The sequence below is a fragment of the Zoogloea sp. genome, from assembly GCF_041914405.1.
Taxonomy (GTDB): Bacteria; Pseudomonadota; Gammaproteobacteria; order Burkholderiales; family Rhodocyclaceae; genus Zoogloea.
Map to the genome: position 1 here is coordinate 81,296 of NZ_JAYSDK010000011.1, position 19,763 is coordinate 101,058.

The following is a 19,763-nucleotide window of genomic DNA, read 5'->3' on the forward strand; positions in this document are numbered from 1 at the left end:
CATGGACTTCACCTTTACCGACGACCAACTCAGCTTCCGGGAGGCGGTGAGCCGCTTCCTGATGACCGAAGCGGCCCCCGAAATGCTCCGCGAGATCTGGGAGACCGACCCCGGCCGCTCACCGGCCCTGCGCAGCAAGCTCGCCGCCCAGGGGCTCACCGCCCTGTCGGTGCCCGAGGACTGCGGCGGGCTCGGCATGGACGACGTGGCCTGGGCGTTGATGAGCCAGGAGCTGGGCTACTACGCGATCCCCGACTCCCTCGCCGACGCCGCCTACGTAGCAGCCGGCCTCATCGCCAGCCTGCCGGCCGGCTGCGCCGGGCGCGAGGACTGGCTGGCGCGCATCGCCGACGGCAGCGCCCGCGTGGCGGTGGGGCATGCCGTCAATCCGCTGGTGGCCGATGCCCAGTCCGCCGACCTGCTGCTGCTGCCCCACGGCGACGAGGTGCATCTGGTGCCACGGGCGCTAGTGGATGTGATCGCCAACCCGAGCATCGACCTGTCCCGCCGCCTCAGCCGCGTGATGTGGGAGCCCAGCTCGGCCACCATCGCCGCGAGCGGCGAGGCCGGGCGCCGCCTGTGGGCGGACACCCTCAACCGCGGCGTGCTGGCGGTGGCCGGCCAGCTGCTCGGCCTGGCCCAGCGCATGCTCGACCTGTCGGTGGACTACGCCGCCCAGCGCAAACAGTTCGGCAAGCCCATCGGCGGCTTCCAGGCCGTCAAGCACCACTTGGCCGACGTGGCCACCCGCATCGAGTTCGCCAAGCCGGTGCTGTACCGGGCCGCCCACGCGCTGGCCCACGGCCGGGCCGACGCGGACGTCCATGCCTCCCACGCCAAGCTGGCCTGCGGCGAGGCCGCCTGGCTGGCAGCGCGCCACGGCATCCAGGTGCACGGCGCCATGGGCTACACCTGGGAGGTGGATCTGCAGATGTTCATGAAGCGGACCTGGGCCCTCGATGCGGCCTGGGGCGACCGCGGTTTCCACAAATCCCGCGTGGCCGACGCCGTCCTCGCCGACGGCGCCGAACTCGGCCCCGGCCACACCTTCAAGGAGTAAGCATGGCCCAGGCCTACATCGTGGACGCCCTGCGCAGCCCCACCGGCAAGCGCAAGGGCGGCCTGTCCCACCTCCACGCCATCGACCTCGGCGCCCACGTGCTGAAGGCGCTGGTGGAGCGCAACGCCATTCCCGCCGAGGACTACGACGACGTGATCTTCGGCTGCGTGGACACCATCGGCTCCCAGGCCGGCGACATCGCCCGCACCGCCTGGCTGGCCGCCGGCCTGCCGCTCAACGTCCCCGGCACGACGGTGGACCGCCAGTGCGGATCGAGCCAGCAGGCCATCCATTTCGCCGCCCAGGCGGTCATGAGCGGCACCCAGGACGTGGTGGCGGTCGGCGGCGTGCAGACGATGACCCAGATCCCCATCTCGTCGGCGATGCTGGCCGGCCAGCCGCTGGGCTTTCCCGACCCGTTCTCGGGCAGCAAGGGCTGGCAGGCGCGCTTCGGCGGCCAGCCGGTGAACCAGTTCTACGCCGCGCAGCGCATCGCCGACCACTGGCAAATCAGCCGCGCCGACATGGAGGCCTACGCGCTGGAGAGCCATCGCCGGGCGCTGGCCGCCATCGAGGCCGGCCGCTTCGAGCGGGAGATCGTGCCGCTGGAAGGCGTGCTCCGCGACGAGACGCCGCGCCAGACCACGTTGCAGAAGATGGCCGAGCTGGAGCCGGTAGGGCCGGAGTTCCCGGGCATCACCGCCGCCGTGTCGAGCCAGACCTGCGATGCGTCGGCAGCCCTGCTGGTGGTGTCGGAAGCCGCGCTGAAGCGCTACGGCCTCACGCCGCGGGCGCGCATCCATCACCTCAGCGTGCTCGGCGACGACCCGATCTGGCACCTCACCGCACCGATTCCGGCCACCCGGGCGGCCCTGCGCAAGACCGGCATGAGCCTGTCCGACATCGACTGCGTGGAGATCAACGAGGCCTTCGCCTCGGTGGTCATGGCGTGGCTCAAGGAGACCGGCTACGACCCGGCCCGCACCAACCCCAACGGCGGCGCCATCGCCCTCGGCCATCCGCTCGGCGCCACCGGCGCGCGCCTGATGACCGGGCTGCTGCACGAGCTGGAACGCACGGGCGGCCGCTTCGGCCTGCAGACCATGTGCGAAGGCGGCGGGCAGGCCAACGTAACGATCATCGAACGCTTGTGAGGCAGCGGCGCATCGCCGCCTGCACTACCGCGGACCATAGAGAAGAATATTCTGGAGACAGCAAATGGGTATTTGTGAGGGACGTACTGTCATCATCACCGGCGCCGGTGGCGGCCTGGGGCGGGCCTACGCGCTGGCCTTCGCGGCCGAGGGGGCCAACGTGGTGGTGAACGACATCCGCCTGGCAGCTGCCGAGGCGGTGGTGGACCAGATCGTCACCGGCGGCGGCAAGGCCATCGCGAACGCGGACGACATCACCCGTAGTGAGTCGGCCCAGCGCATCGTGGATGCGGCGCTGGCGGCTTTTGGCGAGGTGCATGTGGTGGTGAACAACGCCGGCATCCTGCGCGACCGCATGTTCATCAGCCTCAGCGAAGAGGACTGGGACGAGGTGATGCGGGTGCATCTAAAGGGCCACTTCTGCCTTGCCAACATCCTCGGCCGGCGCTGGCGCGACCAGGCCAAGGCCGGTAACAAGGTCGATGCACGGATCATCAACACCAGCTCCGGTGCCGGCCTGCAGGGCTCGGTGGGACAGTCCAACTACTCGGCGGCGAAGGGCGGCATCGCCGCGCTGACCCTGGTGCAGGCGGCGGAGCTGGCGCGCTACGGCGTCACCGCCAACGCGCTGGCGCCGGCGGCCCGCACGGCGATGACCGAGAGTGCGATGCCGGACGTGGTGAAGGCGCCGGAGAGCGGCTTCGACGCCTGGGCGGCGGAGAACGTTGCGCCGCTGGTCGTGTGGCTGGGCAGCGCCCTGTCTGCTCATGTGAGCGGGCAGGTCTTCGAAAGCCAGGGCGGGCGCATCTCCGTCTGCGACGGCTGGCGTAACGGCCCGCAGCGGGACAAGGGCGCCCGCTGGCTGCCCGCCGAAATCGGCGCGGTGGTAGACGAGCTGATGGGCCAGGCCGTGCCGGCCCAGAAGGTGTGGGGGAGCTGACATGGAAAACACGCCTGACAAGCCCGGCCGGCGCCGCTTCGTGCAGGGCGGCCTGGCCCTCGGTGCCGCTGCGCTGATCGGCCGCGCGCAGGCGACGACTCAGGTGGCAACCCAAGCGCTGCCACTGCCCGAATACGAGGGCTTCGACGCCCACGACCTGGCGGCCCACATCCGAGACGGCCGGCTGACGCCGCTGGAGGTGGTGGACGCCGCCATCGCCCGCGCCGAGGCGCGCAGCGCGCTCAACGCGGTGGTGCTGCGCCACTACGAGCTGGCCCGCGAAAGTGCAGTCGCCCTGGGCCGCGCCGGGCGTGCCGAGCGGCAGGCGCGGGCGGCCAAGGCGCCACTGGCCGGCGTGCCCTTCGCGCTGAAGGACCTCAACGTCGCCCTGAAGGGCACCATCACCACCAACGGCTGCGCCTTCTTCAAGGACGCCGTGGCCGACCACGACTCCACGCTGGTCCAGCGCTACCAGGCGGCCGGTCTCAACATCTTCGCCAAGCTCGCCTCGCCGGAGTTCGGCCAGACCGGCACCACCGAATCCCGCCTGTGGGGGCAGACCCATAACCCGTGGAACACCGCCCACAGTGCCGGTGGTTCGTCGGGCGGTTCAGCCGCGGCGGTGGCGGCGGGCATCCTGCCGGCGGCCCACGCCAGCGACGGTGGCGGCTCGATCCGCATCCCGTCGTCCCACTGCGGGGTGTTCGGCCTCAAGCCCAGCCGCGGCCGCGTGCCGGCGGGGCCAAAGGCCCTGGAAGGCTGGATGGGCCTGTCGGTGAACAACGTGATCACCCGCAGCGTGCGCGACTCGGCACTGCTGCTGCAACTCACCCAGGGGCCGGAGGCCGGCTCCCGCGTCGGGCCGCCACCGGCCGACATGATGGCCGCGCTACGCCAGCCGCCGAAGGGGCTACGCATCGCGCTGATGGACGTCAATCCCTTCGGGATGGGCGTGCACGCCGACTGCCTGGATGCAGTGAAGAAGGCCGCCCGGCTGTGCACCGATCTCGGCCACAAGGTGGAGGTCGCTGCGCCGCAGCTGCCGATCCAGGAGATGTTCGCCGGCATGGGCGTGGTGACCGCCACCGGCATGTTGAGCAGCGTGCAGGCCCGCGAGAAGCTGCTCGGCCGGGCGGTGCGCGAGGACGAGATGGAGCCGATCAACTGGCGCAGCCTGCAGCTCGCCAAGGGCTACAGCGCCGAGCAAGTGTTCCGCGCCCGCGCCGCGTTCGACCAGGCCGGCCGCATCCTCGACGAGTTCTTCGCACGCTACGACCTGATCCTGTCGCCGGTCACCGCCGCGCCGCCGCCGCTGCTCGGCGCGCTGTCCCTCGACCAGCCCTACGAGGATTTCGTTAAGAACGCGATGCTGGCCTCCCCCTTCACGGCGATGTTCAACATGAGCGGCCAGCCGGCCATGTCGGTGCCGCTGCACTGGAACGCTTCCGGCCTGCCGATCGGCGTGCAGTTCGCCGGCCCCTTCGGCGGCGAGGCGCGCCTGCTGGCCCTGGCTGCGCAGCTGGAACAGGCCGCACCGTGGAAACACCGCCGGCCGCCGCTTTGAGCGACCGACGACGACAAGAACGACTGGAGACACCCATGAGCAAGATCCCCGAATACGTGCCCGGGCACGGCCTGCTGAAGGGCAAGTCCGTGCTGATCACTGCCGCCGCCGGCGCCGGCATCGGCTTTTCCGCCGCCCGCCGCTGCGTGGAGGAGGGCTGCCGCGCCCTGATGATTTCCGACATCCACCCGCGCCGGCTCGAAGAAGCCGTCGCCACGCTGAAGGCCGACAGCGGCCTCACCGAGGTGTATGGCCAGCTGTGCAACGTGACCGTTGAGGAAGAAGTTCGCGCGCTGGTGGCCGCCGCCGAGGAACGCCTGGGCGGCGTGGACGTGCTGATCAACAACGCCGGCCTCGGCGGCCAGAAGCGCGTCACCGAGATGAGCGACGAAGAGTGGAACCGGGTGCTGGACATCACGCTGACCGGCACCTTCCGCATGACCCGCGCGATGCTGCCGCACATGGAAGCACGCGGCCGCGGCGCCATCGTCAACAACGCCTCGGTGCTCGGCTGGCGCGCCCAGAAGGAGCAGGCGCACTACGCGGCGGCCAAGGCCGGCGTGATGGCGCTGACCCGCTGCGCAGCCCTCGAAGCCGCCGAGCACGGCGTGCGCATCAACGCGGTGTCGCCGTCCATCGCGCTGCACGACTTCCTAAAGAAGGCCTCCAGCGAGGAACTCCTCGCCCAGTTGGCCAGCCGCGAAGCCTTCGGCCGCGCTGCCGAAGTGTGGGAAGTGGCCAACGTGATGGTCTTCCTGGCCAGCGATTATGCCTCCTACATGACCGGCGAAGTGCTGTCGGTCAGCGCCCAGCACGCCTGAGCGGAGCCGTCGATGAGCACCACCACTACCACGACTTTCTCCAGCGCCGCCGCGCTGCTGGCCGCCGCCGGCCGTGAGCTTGGCACCACCGACTGGCTGGAGATCACCCAGGAGCGGGTGAACCAGTTTGCCGATGCGACGGGCGACCACCAGTGGATCCACGTGGACCCGGAGCGGGCCAAGGACGGGCCCTTCGGCGGCTGCATCGCCCACGGCTACCTGACCCTGTCCCTCGCCAACTTCTTCCTGCCGCAGCTGATCCACATCGACAACATGAAGATGGGCGTCAATGTCGGCGCCGACCGGGTGCGCTTTCCGGCGCCGGTCCGCGTCGGGGCGCGCATCCGCGGGCGCGGCGAGATCCTCAAGGTGGAGGCCGTCGGCGAGGCGGTGCAATCCACCGTCCGCGTCAGCATCGAGATCGAGGGCGAAACACGCCCCGGCTGCGTGATCGACACCATCAGCCGTTACACCTTCCATTCCGCCGCCGAGGCGATTTCCTGAGAGATGCCCGTCATGACCGAAGCCGTCATCGTTTCCACCGCGCGTACCGCGCTGACCAAATCCTTCCGCGGCGCCTTCAATGACACCGAAGCGCCGGTGCTCGGCGGCCATGTGGTACGCGCCGTCGTCGAGCGGGCCGGCATCGAGCCGGCCGCCGTCGAGGACGTGATCATGGGCGCCGCCGTGCAGCAGGGCACCCAGGGATACAACATCGGGCGCCTGTGCGCCTACACAGGCGGTCTGCCGCAGAGCGTGGCGGGCATGGCGGTGGACCGCATGTGCGCGTCCGGCCTGATGAGCATCGGCATCGCTGCCAAGAACATCCTGGCTGGCGAGATGAAGATTGCCATCGCCGGCGGCGTCGAGTCCCTGTCGCTGACCCAGACCAAGCACAAGAACAGCTATCGTGCCCAGTCGGAAGCCGCCATCGCGGCGATGCCCAGCGCCTACATCCCGATGATCGAGACGGCCGAGATCGTCTCCCGCCGCTACGGCATCAGCCGCGCCGCGCAGGACGCCTATGCGCTGCAGAGCCAGCAGCGCACCGCAGCCGCGCAGGAAGCGGGCCTCTTCGACGACGAGATCGTGCCGCTGGCGGCGCGCCGCCTGCTGCTCGACAAGGAAGGCAAGCCGCTCGGCCACGAAGACGTGGTAGCCCGCAAGGACGAATGCAACCGGCCGTCCACCACGCTGGACGACTTAGCCGCGCTGAAGCCGGTGTGGAAGGACGGCAAGTGGGTGCAGCAGGGCGAGTTCGTCACCGCCGGCAATGCCTCGCAGTTCTCCGACGGGGCCGCCGCCGCGCTGTTGATGAGCCGCGCCGAAGCCGAACGCCGTGGGCTGGCGCCACTGGGCATCTACCGCGGCATTGCGGTGGCCGGCTGCGCGCCGGACGAGATGGGCATCGGCCCGGTCTTCGCGATTCCGAAACTGCTGGAGCGCTTCGGGCTCAGCGTCGGCGACGTGGGGCTGTGGGAGATCAACGAGGCCTTCGCCTGCCAGGTGATCCACTGCCGCGACACGCTGGGCATCCCCAATAATCGCCTCAACGTGAATGGCGGCGCGATTTCCATCGGCCACCCCTTCGGCATGTCGGGCGCCCGTATGGTCGGCCACGCGCTCGCCGAAGGCCGCCGCCGCGGCGTGCGCTACGTGGTGGTGTCGATGTGCATCGGCGGCGGCATGGGCGCGGCGGGGCTGTTCGAGGTTGCCTGAGCGGCCCTGAACAGGACTACTTCTTCGGCACGCCGCGTCCGTCCTCCAGGGGCGCGGTCGACGCCGACAGCTCAAGTGCCTTGCAGCTTTGAAGCGGAATCGTCGCGCGGGCCAGTGCCTCGGTGAAGCCGGTGAGCTGCACGGGCTTGCCATCGACGCGAATGCGGACGAAACCCGGCCCCTGGTAGTCCGGGTTGCGCAGTTCGAGGGTGGCTTTCGCAAAGCCGTCCGGCTTCGCCTTGGCGGACGGCATCCGGATCGCCGCCACCTGGGCCAGCTGGAGCGTGCTCGCCGCTGCGTTGCCGATGCGCAGCTCGATCATTGGGGAGGCCTCGTCGGCAGCCAGCCGGGCCCGTTGCAGCGTGGTGGTTTCCCCGCTGTCGCGGTAGGTGCAGCGCGCCTCGATGGTCTGGGAGCCGCTCGGCCGCGGCGGGTTGATGCCGTTGCCGAAGGCCGGCTCGCCGAGCAGGCCGCACAGCAGCAGGGGAATCGCGTATCCGTAGCGGGTTGGCTTCATTGCACACCTCATTGCTGGTTGATCCGCCGGACGATCATCGCCGCCACGTCGTCCGTGCCGCGATTGCCGATCTCCACCGCCTGGGCCTTGATCTTCGCGTGTTCGTCGAAGGCATCGAAAGTCGGGTCGAACTGGGCGCAGGGGCTGTGGCTGCGGGTGGTCGGCGTGCAGTACAGGCCGGTGAGCCATCTGTCGATCGAGGCCGAGACGATGTTCAGCCGGATCGCGTAGTCCTTCAGGGCCTTGTCGACGGTCGGCGTGGCGGCGGCAGCGGCGTCGTCCTGGAACACCACCGACAGGGCGACCACCTTGGCGTAGGCGTCGTAGCGGCGCAGCTTGATCTCGGCGATCCGGCTGACGTATTGCAGATAGACGTCTTCGTCGATCTCCACCCGCTGGGTCAGCGGCAGCACCGCGTAGTACTCCTGCCACAGGGTGTTGCTGTAGAGCAGGAACTGGGCGAGGCAGTCCTGCATCAGCACCACCTGCTGCTTGCGGTTGTCGTAACGGCGCTGGAAGTCGGGCACCAGCACCGAGGTGATCAGCGACCCCACCAGCAGCAGCACGAAACCGTTGGAGAGAAAGTCGAGTACCTGTGCCAGGCGGCCCCTGGGGGCTGCCGGCGCTTCCGGCGGACGCGCCTCCCGCGCCGCGATCAGGGCGTAGCGAACCTCCGCGCGGATCTTCGCCTGCTCGGATTCGGAAAGTTCCGGCACCTCATCCGCTTCCTTCGTCATTGGCCCTGGCCTCGTTCTTGTTGGTATCCCTCGTTCCCAGTGTAGGAAACGGGAGCCCGGAGCGCTGACCCGGTCATCCATCTAGGCCTTACGGACGATGCCGCCCGATTGGCGCCTCCCGCACCATCGTCGCCACACCCATACAAAACGTGAGGAGATGCAATGAGCAAGTCCAGCAAAATGCCGTTCAATGGCGGCACCTTCACTATCTGAGCGGATGAGGGCAGGCTGATGAACTTCGATTTTTCCGACGACCAGCAGCTGCTGCGCGACGAGTTGCGCAAGTTCCTGGTCAATGAGTCGCCGCTGAGCGAGGCCCGCCGCGTGATGGACCAGGGCCTCAGCCACAGCGCCACTGTGTGGGCGGGGCTGGGCGGCATGGCGGTCAATACGCTGATGCTGCCGGAAAGCTGCGGCGGGCACGGGCTGGGGGCGCTGGAGCTGTGCGTGGTGGCGGAAGAGGCCGGGCGCCAGCTGGCGCCGGTGCCGCTGGCATCGACGCTGTATCTGGCGGTGCAGGCCCTGCTGCTGGGGGCCGGCGAGTCCCAGCAGCTGCGCTGGCTGCCGCGCGTCGCCGACGGGCAGATTGCCACGCTGGCGGCGCCGCTGGATGGCAACCCGATGGCGCGCCCCCGCTTCGACGGCAAGGCATTGCACGGCAGCGCGCCGCTGGTGATGGATGGCGAGGCCGCCCATTTCGCGGTGGTGCTGGCCGACGGTCCCGACGGCCGGCCGCTGCTGGTGGTCGCGGAGCTGGGTGCCAGCGTGGCGCGCCGCCGCCTGGCCACCATCGACCCGAGCCGCGGCTTTGCGGCGCTGGCTTTCGAGGCCACGCCGGCCGAGGCGCTGGACGCGGTGGACGACGCAGAGGCACTGCTCGACACGCTGCGCAACCGGGCGGCGATCCTGCTGGCCTTCGAGCAGCTCGGCGGCGCCGACAGCGCGCTGGCGATGGCCGCCGGCTACGCCCGCGAGCGCAAGGCCTTCGGGCGGGCCATCGGCTCCTACCAGGGTATCAAGCACAAGCTGGCCGACATCTACACGCGCAACGAGATGGCCCGCGCCCATTGCTACTACGGCGCCTGGGCCCTGTCCTGCGACGCGCCGGAGCTGGGGCTGGCGGCGGCCGGTGCGCGCATCGCCGCCACCGACGCCTTCGGCTACGCCGCCCAGGAGAACATCCAGACCCACGGCGGCATGGGCTACACGTGGGAGATGGACTGTCATCTCTATTACCGCCGCGCCCGCCAGCTGGCCGTGGCGCTGGGCAGCCGCCACGCCTGGAACGAGCGCCTGGTGCGCGAGCTGGAAGCTCGCCTGGACGACGCGGCGGCGCCGCAGGATCACAAGGAGTAATCGCATGGATTTCAAGGACTCTCCCGACGAAGCCGCCTTCCGCGCCGAATGCCGCGCCTGGCTGGAAGCCAACGCCACGCGCAGGACGCGCCCGGACCAGGTCTACGGCCGCGGTCTCAATGCCGAACAATTGATGGCCGCGTCGCGGGAATGGCAGGGCCGCAAGGCGGCGGCCGGCTACGGCGCGATCACCTGGCCGGCGGCCTTTGGCGGCCGCGGCGGCACGCCGATGCAGGAAGTGATCTACCGGGAGGAGGAAGGGCAGTTCGAGGTGCCGCCCAACGCCTTCGCGGTGAGCCTCGGCATGGTCATCCCGTCTCTCTTCGTGCATGCCAGCGATGAAGTGCGGGCGCGCTACGTCGGCCCGGCGCTGCACGGCACGGAGCTGTGGTGCCAGCTGCTGTCCGAGCCGGGCGCCGGCTCGGACCTGGGCATGGTGCGGACCCGCGCCGAGCGCTGCACCGACGGGCGCGACGGCTGGATCCTCAACGGCCAGAAGGTATGGACCACCTACGCCCAGTTCGCCCAGTTCGGCATGGTGCTGGCGCGTACCGACCCGAACGTGCCGAAGTTCGACGGCCTGACCAGCTTCTTCATCGACATGCAGGCACCGGGCGTCGAGGTGCGGCCGATCCGCCAGGCCAGCGGCGAGGCGGAATTCAACGAGGTGTTCTTCAACGACGTATTCGTTCCCGACGCGCAGCGGGTCGGCGGGGTGGGCGCCGGCTGGAAGGTGACCGTGACGGCGCTGATGAACGAGCGCCTGTCCATCGGTGGTGTGATGCCGCCGGGCCTATGGAAGACCGCCGCCGGCATGATGCGCGAAGCGAGCCTCAACGGCGCCAGCGCGCTGGCCGACGGCCGCATGCGCGAGCGCCTGGCCGATCTCTACCTCAACGCCCACGGCCTGTGGCTGCTGCAGGCCCGCGGCCTGACCGCCCTCGGCAAGGGCCGCGAGCCGGGGCCGGAGCTGTCCATCGCCAAGATCGTCGGCGCCCGCACGTTGCAGGATTTCGGCTACCTGGCCATCGACCTCCAAGGGGAACGCGGCGTGCTCGCCGCTGAGGAACAGGGCGAAGCCTGGCGTCTGGTGGAGCAACTGTGGTTCGGCGCGGCCGGCATGAGGATCGCCGGCGGCACCGACGAGATCGTCAAGAACAGCGTCGGCGAACGGGTGCTGGGGCTGCCGCCGGAGCCGCGTACGGACAAGGGGGTACCCTTCAGCCAACTGGCGGGTTGAGTGCATCGCCCGGCACCCGCACCCAGCCTTCCATCAGGATGCGGGCGCTGCGGCTCATGGCAGCGCGGGTGACCACCCAGCCGCTGCCTGTGGCGCGTGCCTCGGCGCCGACGCGCAGGGTGCCGGACGGGTGGCCGAAGCGCACGCTGTTGCGTTCGCCGCCGCCCGCGGCGAGATTGACCAGGGTGCCGGGGATGGCGGCGGCGGTGCCGATGGCGACCGCCGCCGTACCCATCATCGCGTGGTGCAGTTTGCCCATCGACAGGGCACGCACCAGTAGATTGATGTCAGCCGCCGCGACGGCCTTGCCGCTGGAAGCGACGTAATCGGCCGGCGGGGCGACGAAGGCGATCTTGGGGGGGTGCTGCCGCGTCGCCGCTTCGGCGAGACTGCGGATCAGGCCCATACGCAGCGCGCCGTGGGCGCGGATGGCCTCGAAGCGGGCCAGCGCGGCGGCGTCACCGTTGATGGCGTCCTGCAGTTCGGTGCCCCGGTAGCCGAGGTCGGCGGCGTTCACGAAGATGGTCGGAATGCCGGCGTTGATCAGCGTGGCGCGCAGCCGTCCGCCGGCGATCAGCGTTTCGGGCAGTTCCAGCTCGTCCACCGGCTGGCCGGTCGGGAAGAGGGCGCCGCCAGCCCCCTCGGCGTCGCCCTCTTCGGCTGGATCGAGGAACTCCAGCGCGATCTCGGCGGCGGGAAAGCTCACGCCGTCCAGTTCGAAATCGCCGGTCTCCTGCACGTGTCCATTGCGCAGCGGGACGTGGGCGATGATGGTCTTGCCGATGTTGGCCTGCCAGATCCGCACCGCGCACAGGCCGTCCGCCGGGATGCGGGCGACGTCCACGAGACCGGCCGTTATCGCGAAGGGGCCGACCGCCGCCGACAGGTTGCCGCAGTTGCCGGACCAGTCCACGAAGTCGCCGTCGATGGCGACCTGGCCAAAGAGGTAGTCCACGTCGTGCTCGGGTCGGGCGCTCCTGGCCAGGATAACCACCTTGCTGGTGCTGGAGGTGGCGCCGCCCATGCCGTCGATCTGCTTGCCGTAGGGATCGGGGCTGCCGATCACCCGCTGCAGCAGGCTGTCGCGGGCCGGGCCCGGCATGCGGCAGGCTTCCGGCAGGTCGTCAAGGCGGAAGAACACCCCCTTGCTGGTTCCGCCGCGCATGTAGGTGGCGGGGATGCGGATCTGTGCCGGAAAAGCTGGAGGCAGATCGGCGGGAGACGTTGTGGTGCTGCGGGTCATGTCGGGCTCCTGGCCGGCGCGGGGCGGGAAATCGTCAGCGCGGCATTGTAGGACGTGCGGCGCGCTGTGAGCCGGCAGGAGCGAGGTGGAAAGCGAAGCGCTTGCGGCGGACCGGGGGAGGTGCGACCTTCCCGGTCAGTCCGGCGTGGATGGTGACGGCTGCCGAAAGCGTCCCGGCGGCCGTCGCCCTGGAGGGCTCAGAGCCCCGCGCGGCGCGCGGCTTCCGGCCCGAAGTCGCGCTCGCTGAACTTGCCCTCGTTGAGCTTGTAGGCACCGGGCTGCTCGTTGATGAGGTTGAAGGCCAGGTAGGTGCCGGCATTCAGGTCATGGTAGAGGCCTACGCCGGCCTGCCAAGTGTTCATCTCGTAGGCGTAGAAGTAGTTGAGCATGGAGGTACGCCACAGCTCGCCGCGGGTGTCGTAGTTGTCCGCCATCACCATGAACCAGGTGTCCTCGTCCAGGTACATCACGCGCTTGCCGTACAGGTGGCGGAAGCCCGGCTTGAGCTCGGCTTCGAGCACCCACACCCGGTGCAGCTCGTAGCGCATGTGCTCCGGGTTCACGTGGCCGGGGCGGATGATGTCGCTGTACTTGAGCTTGCCGGAGTGGAAGCGGTAGGCGTTGTAGGGGATGTACAGCTCTTTCTTGCCGACGATCTTCCAGTTGAAGCGTTCCGGCGAGCCGTTGAAGTGGCGCACCTCGTCCACGGTGATGGAGCCGCCAGTGCCGGGGAAGGACATGTCGTAGCCGTAGCCGGGTGATTGCCGCACCCGCCGCGTGCCCGGATCGTAGCGCCAGCTCTGGCGCGGCTCTTTGGCGAAGTTCCAGTACTCGGTGCCGGTGTTCACCTCGCCCTTGTCGCGCTCGGGCAGCAGGGTTTCGTTCATGTAGAAGGACGAGTGGCCGACGGTCTTGCCACGCTTGCCGGGTTCGCTGGGCGGTGCGAAGTTGCGCGACTTGACGCGGCCCCAGTTCACCTTGCCGTCGGCCAGCACGTAGGCGTTGTCGGAGACGAGTTCCTCGGTCCACGCGCGGTAGGGGGCGTTGGCGTTCCACAGCAGTTCGAGGCCGGACTTGGGCAGCGGGAACAGCGGACCGCCGCCGGTGCCGGCAACACCCTCGCCGCCGTCGATCAGCTCGGCGCTGGCGGCGTTGTCGAGGGCCGTCTTGCAGACCGCGTCGGGGAAGCGGAAGTCCCGGTGGGACGGATACACCGGCATGCGGAAGGTGGACGGGTAGCGGGTGAACAGCGCCTTCTGGCCCGGCGACAGGCGGTTGGCGTACTGGGCCATGTTGGCGGCGGTGATGACGAACAGCGGCTTCTCGTTGGGGTAGGGATCCACCGGGTGGTGGCCGGTGCCCTTGAAGTCCACGCCCGGCGGTACGCCGAGCCATTTGCCGCTGAAGGCAGGAATGCTGCCGTCGGCGTTGGCGGCCTTTTCGGCGCCGACGCAGGTGAGGTCCTTGCCGAGGCGGGCGATCTCGTCGGGGGCCGCCTTGGCCAGCGCGGCGGAGGCCGGCAGCAGGGCCACGGCGGCGCCGAGGACAAGGCCGGTGATCTTCTTGCTCATGGTGTCTTCCTGGTTATCGGGCATCAGAAGGTGTACTTGGCGTTGAAGGAGAGGTAGTCGCGGTCGGACAGGCTGCGGCCGTCACGCAGGCTCGGCGAGCCGATATAGCCCACGTAGGTGAGGCCCAGTTGCAGGTTGCCGAGGTACTTGAAGTCGGCACCGAGGGTCAGGCGCCGCTCGTCACGGCCCATGCCGGAGAAGCTGCTGCCGGCCAGGTTCTGGGTCCAGATCACCTTGGTGCTGAGGTCCCAGCCGCTGAACAGGTTGGGGTAGTCGAACAGGGCGCCGAAGCCGCCGACGGTGGTGCTGCGGGTTTGGCCGTCATAGACGAAGCGGTTGAAGTCGCCGTTCTGGGTCGGCAGGCCGCCGCTGATGGTCAGCGTGTCGGCACCGGTGATGCGCTGGTGGGCCACTTCGCCCATCAGCGTGGTCTGGTGGGCGATGGCGCTGGGGCCGAGCATGTAGACGAAGTTGCCGTTGCCCTGCACGTAGCGGCCGCGGGTCGGGGCACCGTTGTCCAGGTAGACCGGCGCGCCGTCGCGGTAGCTGAGGTCGCCGCCGAGCTGCACGGAGTCGCCGATCTTGGTGCTCAGACTGAGGCCGGTGAGCTTGATGTCCTCGAAGTAAGCGAGCTGGAAATAGGGCGCACTGCCCCCCAGGCCGCCGAAGCGCGGTACCGACGAGTAGCGGGTGCTGCCGGTGAAATCGAACAGCAATGCGCCGACCCGGTCGTGATAGCGATAGTGGAACAGGCCCAGTTCGGTGGTGTCGCTGAGCTGGTAGCGGGTGCCGAGGCCCCACTGGCCGGAGTCGCGGGCGCTCAGCTCGCCAGCGAAGTTGGCGACGGTGAAGCTGTGGTCGGGCAGGCTGGACACCGTGCCGGCCGCCAGGCGGAAGAACTGGGCGCCGGGGCCGAAGTAGTCGCTGCCGAAGTAATCGCCGACCGGGTTGAGGCGGCTCTTTTCCCACTTGTATTGGTAGTAGCCGGTAACCGTCAGGGCGTCCGTCAGGCCGAGGCTGGCGGACAGCTGGCCGACCGGCAGGTAGGCTTCCTTGGCCTCGGTGCCGGGCACGTTGAATTTGGTGGCGTCCACCGGCACCTGGCCCTGGCTGATGTTGGGCCAGAACATGCTCTCGCCCCACACCACCGCATGGCGGCCAAGCTTGACCGACAGCGGGTGCTCGCCGCCGAGCAGCCAGTTGCCGTACACGAAGGCTTCGAGCAGGCGGGAGTTCTGGCCGCTGAGGCGGCGGGTGTCATGGACGAACTCGTCCGCCGGCCCGATCTTGTTGACGGTAGCGGGCGAGTCGTTGTCGTTGCTGCCCCGGTAAACGCTGTCGTAGAAGGCGCTGCCGCGCAGCATGCCGCCCAGGTTGTCGTGCTTGAACTTGACCTCTCCGAGCAGGTTCACCCGGTTGTTGATGAGGCCGTAGCGCTTGAAGTTGCGGCTGCCGTCGTCGTTGTTGAGGTCGGCTAGGTATTCGCTCGCCGGCTTGGCGGTGCGCATCGAGCTGGTGTACGACAGGGTCAGGGACGTATCGACGGTGGTGGCGTCGTCCAGCGTGAAGCTGGGGCCGGCCCAGGCGGGGCTGCAGGCCAGGGCGACCAGCAGCGGGAGCCGGCGTGGCTGCAGGGAACGGGCAGCGTGCCGGGGCGGACGGATGTCCAGGTGGGGCATGGGTCTTCCTCGTATGGTGGGTCTGTCGGTCTTGTTGTGTGCACCGTGCCGGGCACGGCCAGGCCATGGTGCCGATGGGTATGGCGTGGCCGCATCACCCATACGGGTGATAGGGGTATGAAAAATGGGATGGATCGGCGGAGGCGTCAGCCCAGCGGCGCGACGCTGCGCAGGATCAGCCGCACCAGCTCGGTCTGGCGGGTGACGCCGGTCTTGGCGAAGATGCTGCGCAACTGGCTGCGCACCGTGTGGCGGCTGCTGCCGAGGCGCACGGCGGCCTCCTCCAGCGTGATGCCGTCGGCGAGCAGCAGGGCCAGGCCGGCCTCGGCCGGCGTGAGGTTGAACAGCGCGCGGATCACCGCCGGCGAGGCGCCGACCTGGCGCTCGGGGTCGCTGATGTGCAGCACGGCCACCGGCCGGGCGCCGTATATCAGGCCATCCGCCGGACGCAGGGGGCGGACCAGCACGCCGTAGGGGCTGCGGCCAGAGGGACGGCTGAGGGTCAGGCCGGCGACCAGCCCTGGTTGCTCGGCTTCGCCGCCTGCGGCCTGGGCGATGAGTTCGGATAGAGCCTGGCGTTCGCGGCGCAGGTGGGGGCGCAGCTCGTTGTTGATCAGCTGCAGGCCGTCGTCACCGGAAAGGATGTCCCTCGCGACGCGGTTGGCCGCGACGACCTTGCCATGCCCGTCGAGCAGCAGGGTGCCCACCGCGAGGCGTTCGACGGTGCCGCAATGGAGCTGGCGCTCCGTCTCCAGCGCCTCGACGGTGGAGTGGATGCGCACCGCGCGGCGCAGGTGGGGCAGCAGCAGTGAGCACAGGGCGCGCTCGGCTGTGCCGAAACGGCCGTCGCCCGCGCCGCGGCTGACCCGGAAGCGGCACACGCGGCCGTCCGCCAGCGCCAGGTCCGCGCCGATCAGGTAACGCACGCCGAGGGGCGCCAGGTAGGACTGGTAGACCGCGCTGGCCAGCCAGTCCAGTTCGTCGATCAGCTCCTCGACAGCCATGATGCGGTCGCGGGGCAGGTTCACGAACGGATCCAGCGCGTGCAGCGAGCCGGTGTAGCGGGCGGTCAGGTCCGGCTCGGCGCGGCCGGCGAAGAGGGCCGACCAGCCACCGTCGGACAGGGCTGGCGGCAGCAGCAGGGACACGTAGCTGGCGCCCAGGCGCAGGCGCATGGCGTCCAGCCAGCCCTGCCACGGGCGGTCCTCGAAGGGACCGTCCTGCAGCAGGGCGATGAGCGCGTCGAAATCGGCGAAACCGATGGCTGCCTGACGGAAGAGGGCGTCGGTGTCGGCGGCCTGGCTTGATTGGCAGGTTTCGTGATGTGGGTGGGAAGGGCTGACGGAGGCAACGAGGGGGGAGGCGAAGGGCGTCACGGTCCGGAGCGAGAAGTGGCGTTCCGCCTAGGGTTCCATGGGGTGTCGCGGGCCGGCATCGTCCGGGCGGACGAGTTGTGGTGTTTCGTTATGGCCGGACTCGGTAATCGTGGCCCGTGATAAGAAAACGGCCCACCGCGTGCTGCGGCAGGCCGTTTGAACCCGGTGCGGCAGATCAGGCCATCACGGGTTCGCTATATGGCATCGCGCCCTTGGGCACATAGACGCCCTCGCACTGGTCAAGGAATTCCTGCTTTTTGGCGCGCGGGTTGTAGAACTGTTTGTACCAGATGCGGGCCTTCATGAAGGGGCCGTCGCTGGGGATGAACAGGCCGTTCAGGCACGGCCCCTTGTTGGTCCATACCTCGAAGTCCTGGGCGAAGGCGAGGCGGCTGGACTCCTGGAACTGGCGTGCGGCGACCGTGTCGGCCACGGTGACCACGTCGTTGCCGCCCGGCGACTTGACCAGCAGGGAATGCCAGACCTTGACGCTGCCGTCGTCCACCGGAGTGTGGGTGATCATCAGCACCGATTCGTAGAGGCCGGTCAGCTCGGACAGCAGCACGCCGGGGCCGTGGTAGGTGGTCAGGGTGTGCAGGATCGGGCTGATGCCGTCGGCGCCCACCAGGGTGCGGTGCGGGCCGCACTGGCGCTGGGTGGCGGTGTGGCCGGCGAATTCGTTCTCGTACTTCTGCACCGTGGAGCCGTGAATCGGGCTCAGGTGGCCGTAGTCGCAGATGTTGTCGATGACCTCCTGCGGGTGCTGGTTGAGCACGCCCAGGTGATCGAACTTCCAGCGCACCCAGGACGGGTCGTCCCACTGGGGCAGGCTCGGGTGGGCCCATTCCGGTTCGCCGCCTTCCGGGTCGTGCCACACCCAGATGGCGCCGAGGCTCTCGACGACGGTCCACGACTTGACGCAGGCCGACGCCGGGATGGGGCCGGTGTGGTAGGGGATGTCGTCGCACTTGCCATTGGCGTCGAAGCGCCAGGCGTGGTACGGGCAGCGGATGCCGTCGCCTTCCACGTTGCTGCCGCCGCCGTCCACCACCACGTAGGAGGTGTTGTTGGGCGCCGCCAGGTGGGTCTTCATGTGCGGGCAGTAGGCGTCCAGCAGGACCACCTTGCCGGTGGCGCGGCCGCGGTACAGCGCGAAGTCCATGCCGAAGAAGCGTACCGCCAGCGGCTTGTGGGTGTTCAGCTCTTCCGCGTCGGCGATCATGAACCAGCCGCGGGGGAAGGTGTATTCGCCCAGCCGGTAGTCCTTGGATGTGGCCATGTGTCCTCCTTGTGTCGGTGTGTTTGGGTGTCCCCGGAGATTCTGTGGATTTGCATCCGGCGCCGCATACCCTGTTCGGACGATGGGCGCCGGAGCTTTCCGCTTTCTTCAACTGGCGGTGGTGGCAAGGGCGCCGAGGCGGGCCTCGTAGGGGCGCACGGCACGCCAGAACAGGAACAGCGTGGCGAGCATCACCAGCAGCGTGGCGACCAGCGCGTAGCGCAGGCCGGCCGGGCCGAGACTGGCGGTGAACAGATCGCTGAGGGCGCCGGACAGCAGCGGGCCGAAGCCGGCGCCGAAGAGGGTCAGGAACAGGTTGAGGATGGCTGCGCCCATCGCCCGCTGGTGGGACGCCATCATGTGGCTGGTGGCGGCGTAGGACAGCGGCGGCCACCAGCTGTTGAAAAAGCCAAAGCCGGCGGCGAACAGCATGGCGTGGGGCACATGCAGTGCGCCGATGGCCCATTGACCCTCCGCCGGCCACAGCAGGAAGGCGATGCCCATCGGCAGGCTGGCGGCGACGCCGCCGAGGGGCATCAGGATCTGCCAGCGCACGTGGCGGCGGGTCAGGCGGTCGCAATACCAGCCGGCGAAGATCGCCCCAGCGGCGGCGCCGAGGCCGCTGGCCAGGCCGAACAGCAGGCCGGCCTGGGCCAGCGGCAAGCCGTGGCTGCGCACCAGGAAGGTTGGCACCCAGATCCCGTAGCCGTAGCCGGCCACGCCGGCCAGCCCGCAGCCCAGGCACACGTAGCGGAAGGCCGGGATGGCGAGCAGCGTGCGCACCTGGGTCAGCAGCGAGCCACTGTCCGGCGTGGCGGCGGCCTTTGCGCTGGAGCCGTCGAAGGCGCCGCGGCGGGGCTCGCGGACCAGCAGCCACAGCAGGCCGGCCAGGAGCAGGCCGGGAGCGCCGAAGGTCAGGAAGGTGGCACGCCAGCCGTACTGCTGGGCGATCCAGCCGCCGAATGCCATCGCCAGGATCAGGCCGACGTGGGGTCCGACCATGAACAGGCTGATGGCCAGCGAGCGGCGCTCCTTCGGGTAAAGGTCGGAGACCATCGAGATGGCCGGGGCCATGCCGCCGGCCTCACCGACGGCAACGCCCATGCGGGCCAGCATCAGCTGCCAGAACTGGCCGACCAGCCCGCAGGCCATCGTCGCGCAGCTCCACAGGCCGCAGCACACCGCAACCAGGTTGCGCCGGTTGGCGCCCCGGTCGGTGTAGCGGCCGAGCGGAACGCCCATCACCGCGTAGAGCACGCCGAAGGCGAGGCCGGTGAGCAGGCCCATGGCGGTGTCGGAGGCGCCGAACTCGCGTTTGATCGGCTCGATGAGCACCGCGATGACGGTGCGGTCGATGTAGGAGAAAACATAGACCAGGGCCAGCAGGAGCAGGCTCAGGTGGGTGCGCCAGGTGACGCTGGGCGGGGGGGCGGCGTTCATGGAGAGTCCTCGGGGGGGGGCGGGCAGGCTGGCCCATGGCGGGGCATGCTGGGCTCGCGAAGGAGTG

17 protein-coding genes are annotated in these 19,763 nt (G+C 69.4%); 9 read left to right on the forward strand and 8 right to left on the reverse strand.

Features of this window, described 5'->3' with window-relative positions; translation table 11 throughout:
- Position 1: 1 nt before the first annotated feature.
- The 7 genes from ACE3RX_RS09000 (at position 2) to ACE3RX_RS09030 (ending at position 7,258) form a co-directional block, all read left to right on the forward strand.
- Positions 2 to 1,060, forward strand: coding sequence for an acyl-CoA dehydrogenase family protein (locus tag ACE3RX_RS09000; protein WP_374482517.1), 1,059 nt, complete (start codon positions 2 to 4; stop codon positions 1,058 to 1,060).
- Positions 1,061 to 1,062: 2 nt separating this feature from the next.
- The gene (locus ACE3RX_RS09005; protein WP_374482519.1) at positions 1,063 to 2,214 is read left to right on the forward strand and encodes an acetyl-CoA C-acetyltransferase; all 1,152 of its coding nucleotides are present in this window, start codon (positions 1,063 to 1,065) and stop codon (positions 2,212 to 2,214) included.
- A 64-nt stretch (positions 2,215 to 2,278) separates the two neighbouring features.
- A complete protein-coding gene (locus ACE3RX_RS09010; RefSeq protein WP_374482521.1) occupies positions 2,279 to 3,154 on the forward strand; it encodes an SDR family oxidoreductase in 876 nt (291 codons plus the stop codon).
- Position 3,155: 1 nt separating this feature from the next.
- Positions 3,156 to 4,718: an amidase gene (locus tag ACE3RX_RS09015; protein WP_374482523.1), complete on the forward strand. Its 1,563-nt coding sequence runs from the start codon at positions 3,156 to 3,158 to the stop codon at positions 4,716 to 4,718.
- A 35-nt stretch (positions 4,719 to 4,753) separates the two neighbouring features.
- Positions 4,754 to 5,539, forward strand: a complete 786-nt coding sequence (locus ACE3RX_RS09020; RefSeq protein WP_374482525.1) for an SDR family oxidoreductase — start codon at positions 4,754 to 4,756, stop codon at positions 5,537 to 5,539.
- 12 nt (positions 5,540 to 5,551) lie between these two features.
- Entirely contained in the window at positions 5,552 to 6,043 is a 492-nt protein-coding gene (locus ACE3RX_RS09025; protein WP_374482527.1) for a MaoC family dehydratase, read from the forward strand.
- Between the two features lie 12 nt (positions 6,044 to 6,055).
- Complete coding sequence (locus tag ACE3RX_RS09030) at positions 6,056 to 7,258, forward strand: acetyl-CoA C-acyltransferase (RefSeq protein ID WP_374482529.1); 1,203 nt, start codon at positions 6,056 to 6,058, stop codon at positions 7,256 to 7,258.
- Between the two features lie 16 nt (positions 7,259 to 7,274).
- Here ACE3RX_RS09030 and ACE3RX_RS09035 read toward each other — a convergent pair whose 3' ends face one another.
- On the reverse strand, positions 7,275 to 7,775 hold the full coding sequence (locus tag ACE3RX_RS09035) for a hypothetical protein (RefSeq protein WP_374482531.1): 501 nt from the start codon (positions 7,773 to 7,775) through the stop codon (positions 7,275 to 7,277).
- An 8-nt stretch (positions 7,776 to 7,783) separates the two neighbouring features.
- Entirely contained in the window at positions 7,784 to 8,512 is a 729-nt protein-coding gene (locus ACE3RX_RS09040; protein WP_374482533.1) for a hypothetical protein, read from the reverse strand.
- Positions 8,513 to 8,743: 231 nt separating this feature from the next.
- Here ACE3RX_RS09040 and ACE3RX_RS09045 point away from each other — a divergent pair, with 231 nt between their 5' ends.
- Together ACE3RX_RS09045 and ACE3RX_RS09050 are read left to right on the forward strand one after the other, a co-directional pair.
- Positions 8,744 to 9,868: an acyl-CoA dehydrogenase family protein gene (locus ACE3RX_RS09045; protein WP_374482535.1), complete on the forward strand. Its 1,125-nt coding sequence runs from the start codon at positions 8,744 to 8,746 to the stop codon at positions 9,866 to 9,868.
- Positions 9,869 to 9,872: 4 nt separating this feature from the next.
- Positions 9,873 to 11,108: an acyl-CoA dehydrogenase family protein gene (locus ACE3RX_RS09050; RefSeq protein WP_374482537.1), complete on the forward strand. Its 1,236-nt coding sequence runs from the start codon at positions 9,873 to 9,875 to the stop codon at positions 11,106 to 11,108.
- Here ACE3RX_RS09050 and prpF read toward each other — a convergent pair.
- The 6 genes from prpF to ACE3RX_RS09080 all read right to left on the reverse strand — a co-directional run bounded on the left by prpF (position 11,089) and on the right by ACE3RX_RS09080 (position 19,696).
- On the reverse strand, positions 11,089 to 12,351 hold the full coding sequence (gene prpF / locus ACE3RX_RS09055; protein ID WP_374482540.1) for a 2-methylaconitate cis-trans isomerase PrpF: 1,263 nt from the start codon (positions 12,349 to 12,351) through the stop codon (positions 11,089 to 11,091). The two genes, ACE3RX_RS09050 and prpF, sit on opposite strands and share 20 nt — an antisense overlap.
- Before the next feature lie 197 nt (positions 12,352 to 12,548).
- Positions 12,549 to 13,922: a DUF1329 domain-containing protein gene (locus tag ACE3RX_RS09060; protein WP_374482542.1), complete on the reverse strand. Its 1,374-nt coding sequence runs from the start codon at positions 13,920 to 13,922 to the stop codon at positions 12,549 to 12,551.
- Positions 13,923 to 13,945: 23 nt separating this feature from the next.
- On the reverse strand, positions 13,946 to 15,601 hold the full coding sequence (locus ACE3RX_RS09065) for a DUF1302 domain-containing protein (protein WP_374482544.1): 1,656 nt from the start codon (positions 15,599 to 15,601) through the stop codon (positions 13,946 to 13,948).
- 146 nt (positions 15,602 to 15,747) lie between these two features.
- Positions 15,748 to 16,977: a helix-turn-helix transcriptional regulator gene (locus tag ACE3RX_RS09070; protein WP_374482546.1), complete on the reverse strand. Its 1,230-nt coding sequence runs from the start codon at positions 16,975 to 16,977 to the stop codon at positions 15,748 to 15,750.
- A gap of 175 nt (positions 16,978 to 17,152) precedes the next feature.
- Positions 17,153 to 18,256 carry a Rieske 2Fe-2S domain-containing protein gene (locus tag ACE3RX_RS09075; protein WP_374482548.1) on the reverse strand — a complete coding sequence of 368 codons (1,104 nt, stop codon included), beginning with the start codon at positions 18,254 to 18,256 and terminating at the stop codon, positions 17,153 to 17,155.
- A 108-nt stretch (positions 18,257 to 18,364) separates the two neighbouring features.
- The gene (locus ACE3RX_RS09080) at positions 18,365 to 19,696 is read right to left on the reverse strand and encodes a spinster family MFS transporter (protein ID WP_374482550.1); all 1,332 of its coding nucleotides are present in this window, start codon (positions 19,694 to 19,696) and stop codon (positions 18,365 to 18,367) included.
- Positions 19,697 to 19,763: the final 67 nt, after the last annotated feature.

Coding starts and splice junctions, on each gene's coding strand:
- ACE3RX_RS09000 (WP_374482517.1), top strand. CDS start 2: ATGGACTTCACCTTTACCGACGACCAACTCAGCTTCCGGGAGGCGGTG.
- ACE3RX_RS09005 (WP_374482519.1), top strand. CDS start 1,063: ATGGCCCAGGCCTACATCGTGGACGCCCTGCGCAGCCCCACCGGCAAG.
- ACE3RX_RS09010 (WP_374482521.1), top strand. CDS start 2,279: ATGGGTATTTGTGAGGGACGTACTGTCATCATCACCGGCGCCGGTGGC.
- ACE3RX_RS09015 (WP_374482523.1), top strand. CDS start 3,156: ATGGAAAACACGCCTGACAAGCCCGGCCGGCGCCGCTTCGTGCAGGGC.
- ACE3RX_RS09020 (WP_374482525.1), top strand. CDS start 4,754: ATGAGCAAGATCCCCGAATACGTGCCCGGGCACGGCCTGCTGAAGGGC.
- ACE3RX_RS09025 (WP_374482527.1), top strand. CDS start 5,552: ATGAGCACCACCACTACCACGACTTTCTCCAGCGCCGCCGCGCTGCTG.
- ACE3RX_RS09030 (WP_374482529.1), top strand. CDS start 6,056: ATGACCGAAGCCGTCATCGTTTCCACCGCGCGTACCGCGCTGACCAAA.
- ACE3RX_RS09035 (WP_374482531.1), bottom strand. CDS start 7,775: ATGAAGCCAACCCGCTACGGATACGCGATTCCCCTGCTGCTGTGCGGC.
- ACE3RX_RS09040 (WP_374482533.1), bottom strand. CDS start 8,512: ATGACGAAGGAAGCGGATGAGGTGCCGGAACTTTCCGAATCCGAGCAG.
- ACE3RX_RS09045 (WP_374482535.1), top strand. CDS start 8,744: ATGAACTTCGATTTTTCCGACGACCAGCAGCTGCTGCGCGACGAGTTG.
- ACE3RX_RS09050 (WP_374482537.1), top strand. CDS start 9,873: ATGGATTTCAAGGACTCTCCCGACGAAGCCGCCTTCCGCGCCGAATGC.
- prpF (WP_374482540.1), bottom strand. CDS start 12,351: ATGACCCGCAGCACCACAACGTCTCCCGCCGATCTGCCTCCAGCTTTT.
- ACE3RX_RS09060 (WP_374482542.1), bottom strand. CDS start 13,922: ATGAGCAAGAAGATCACCGGCCTTGTCCTCGGCGCCGCCGTGGCCCTG.
- ACE3RX_RS09065 (WP_374482544.1), bottom strand. CDS start 15,601: ATGCCCCACCTGGACATCCGTCCGCCCCGGCACGCTGCCCGTTCCCTG.
- ACE3RX_RS09075 (WP_374482548.1), bottom strand. CDS start 18,256: ATGGCCACATCCAAGGACTACCGGCTGGGCGAATACACCTTCCCCCGC.
- ACE3RX_RS09080 (WP_374482550.1), bottom strand. CDS start 19,696: ATGAACGCCGCCCCCCCGCCCAGCGTCACCTGGCGCACCCACCTGAGC.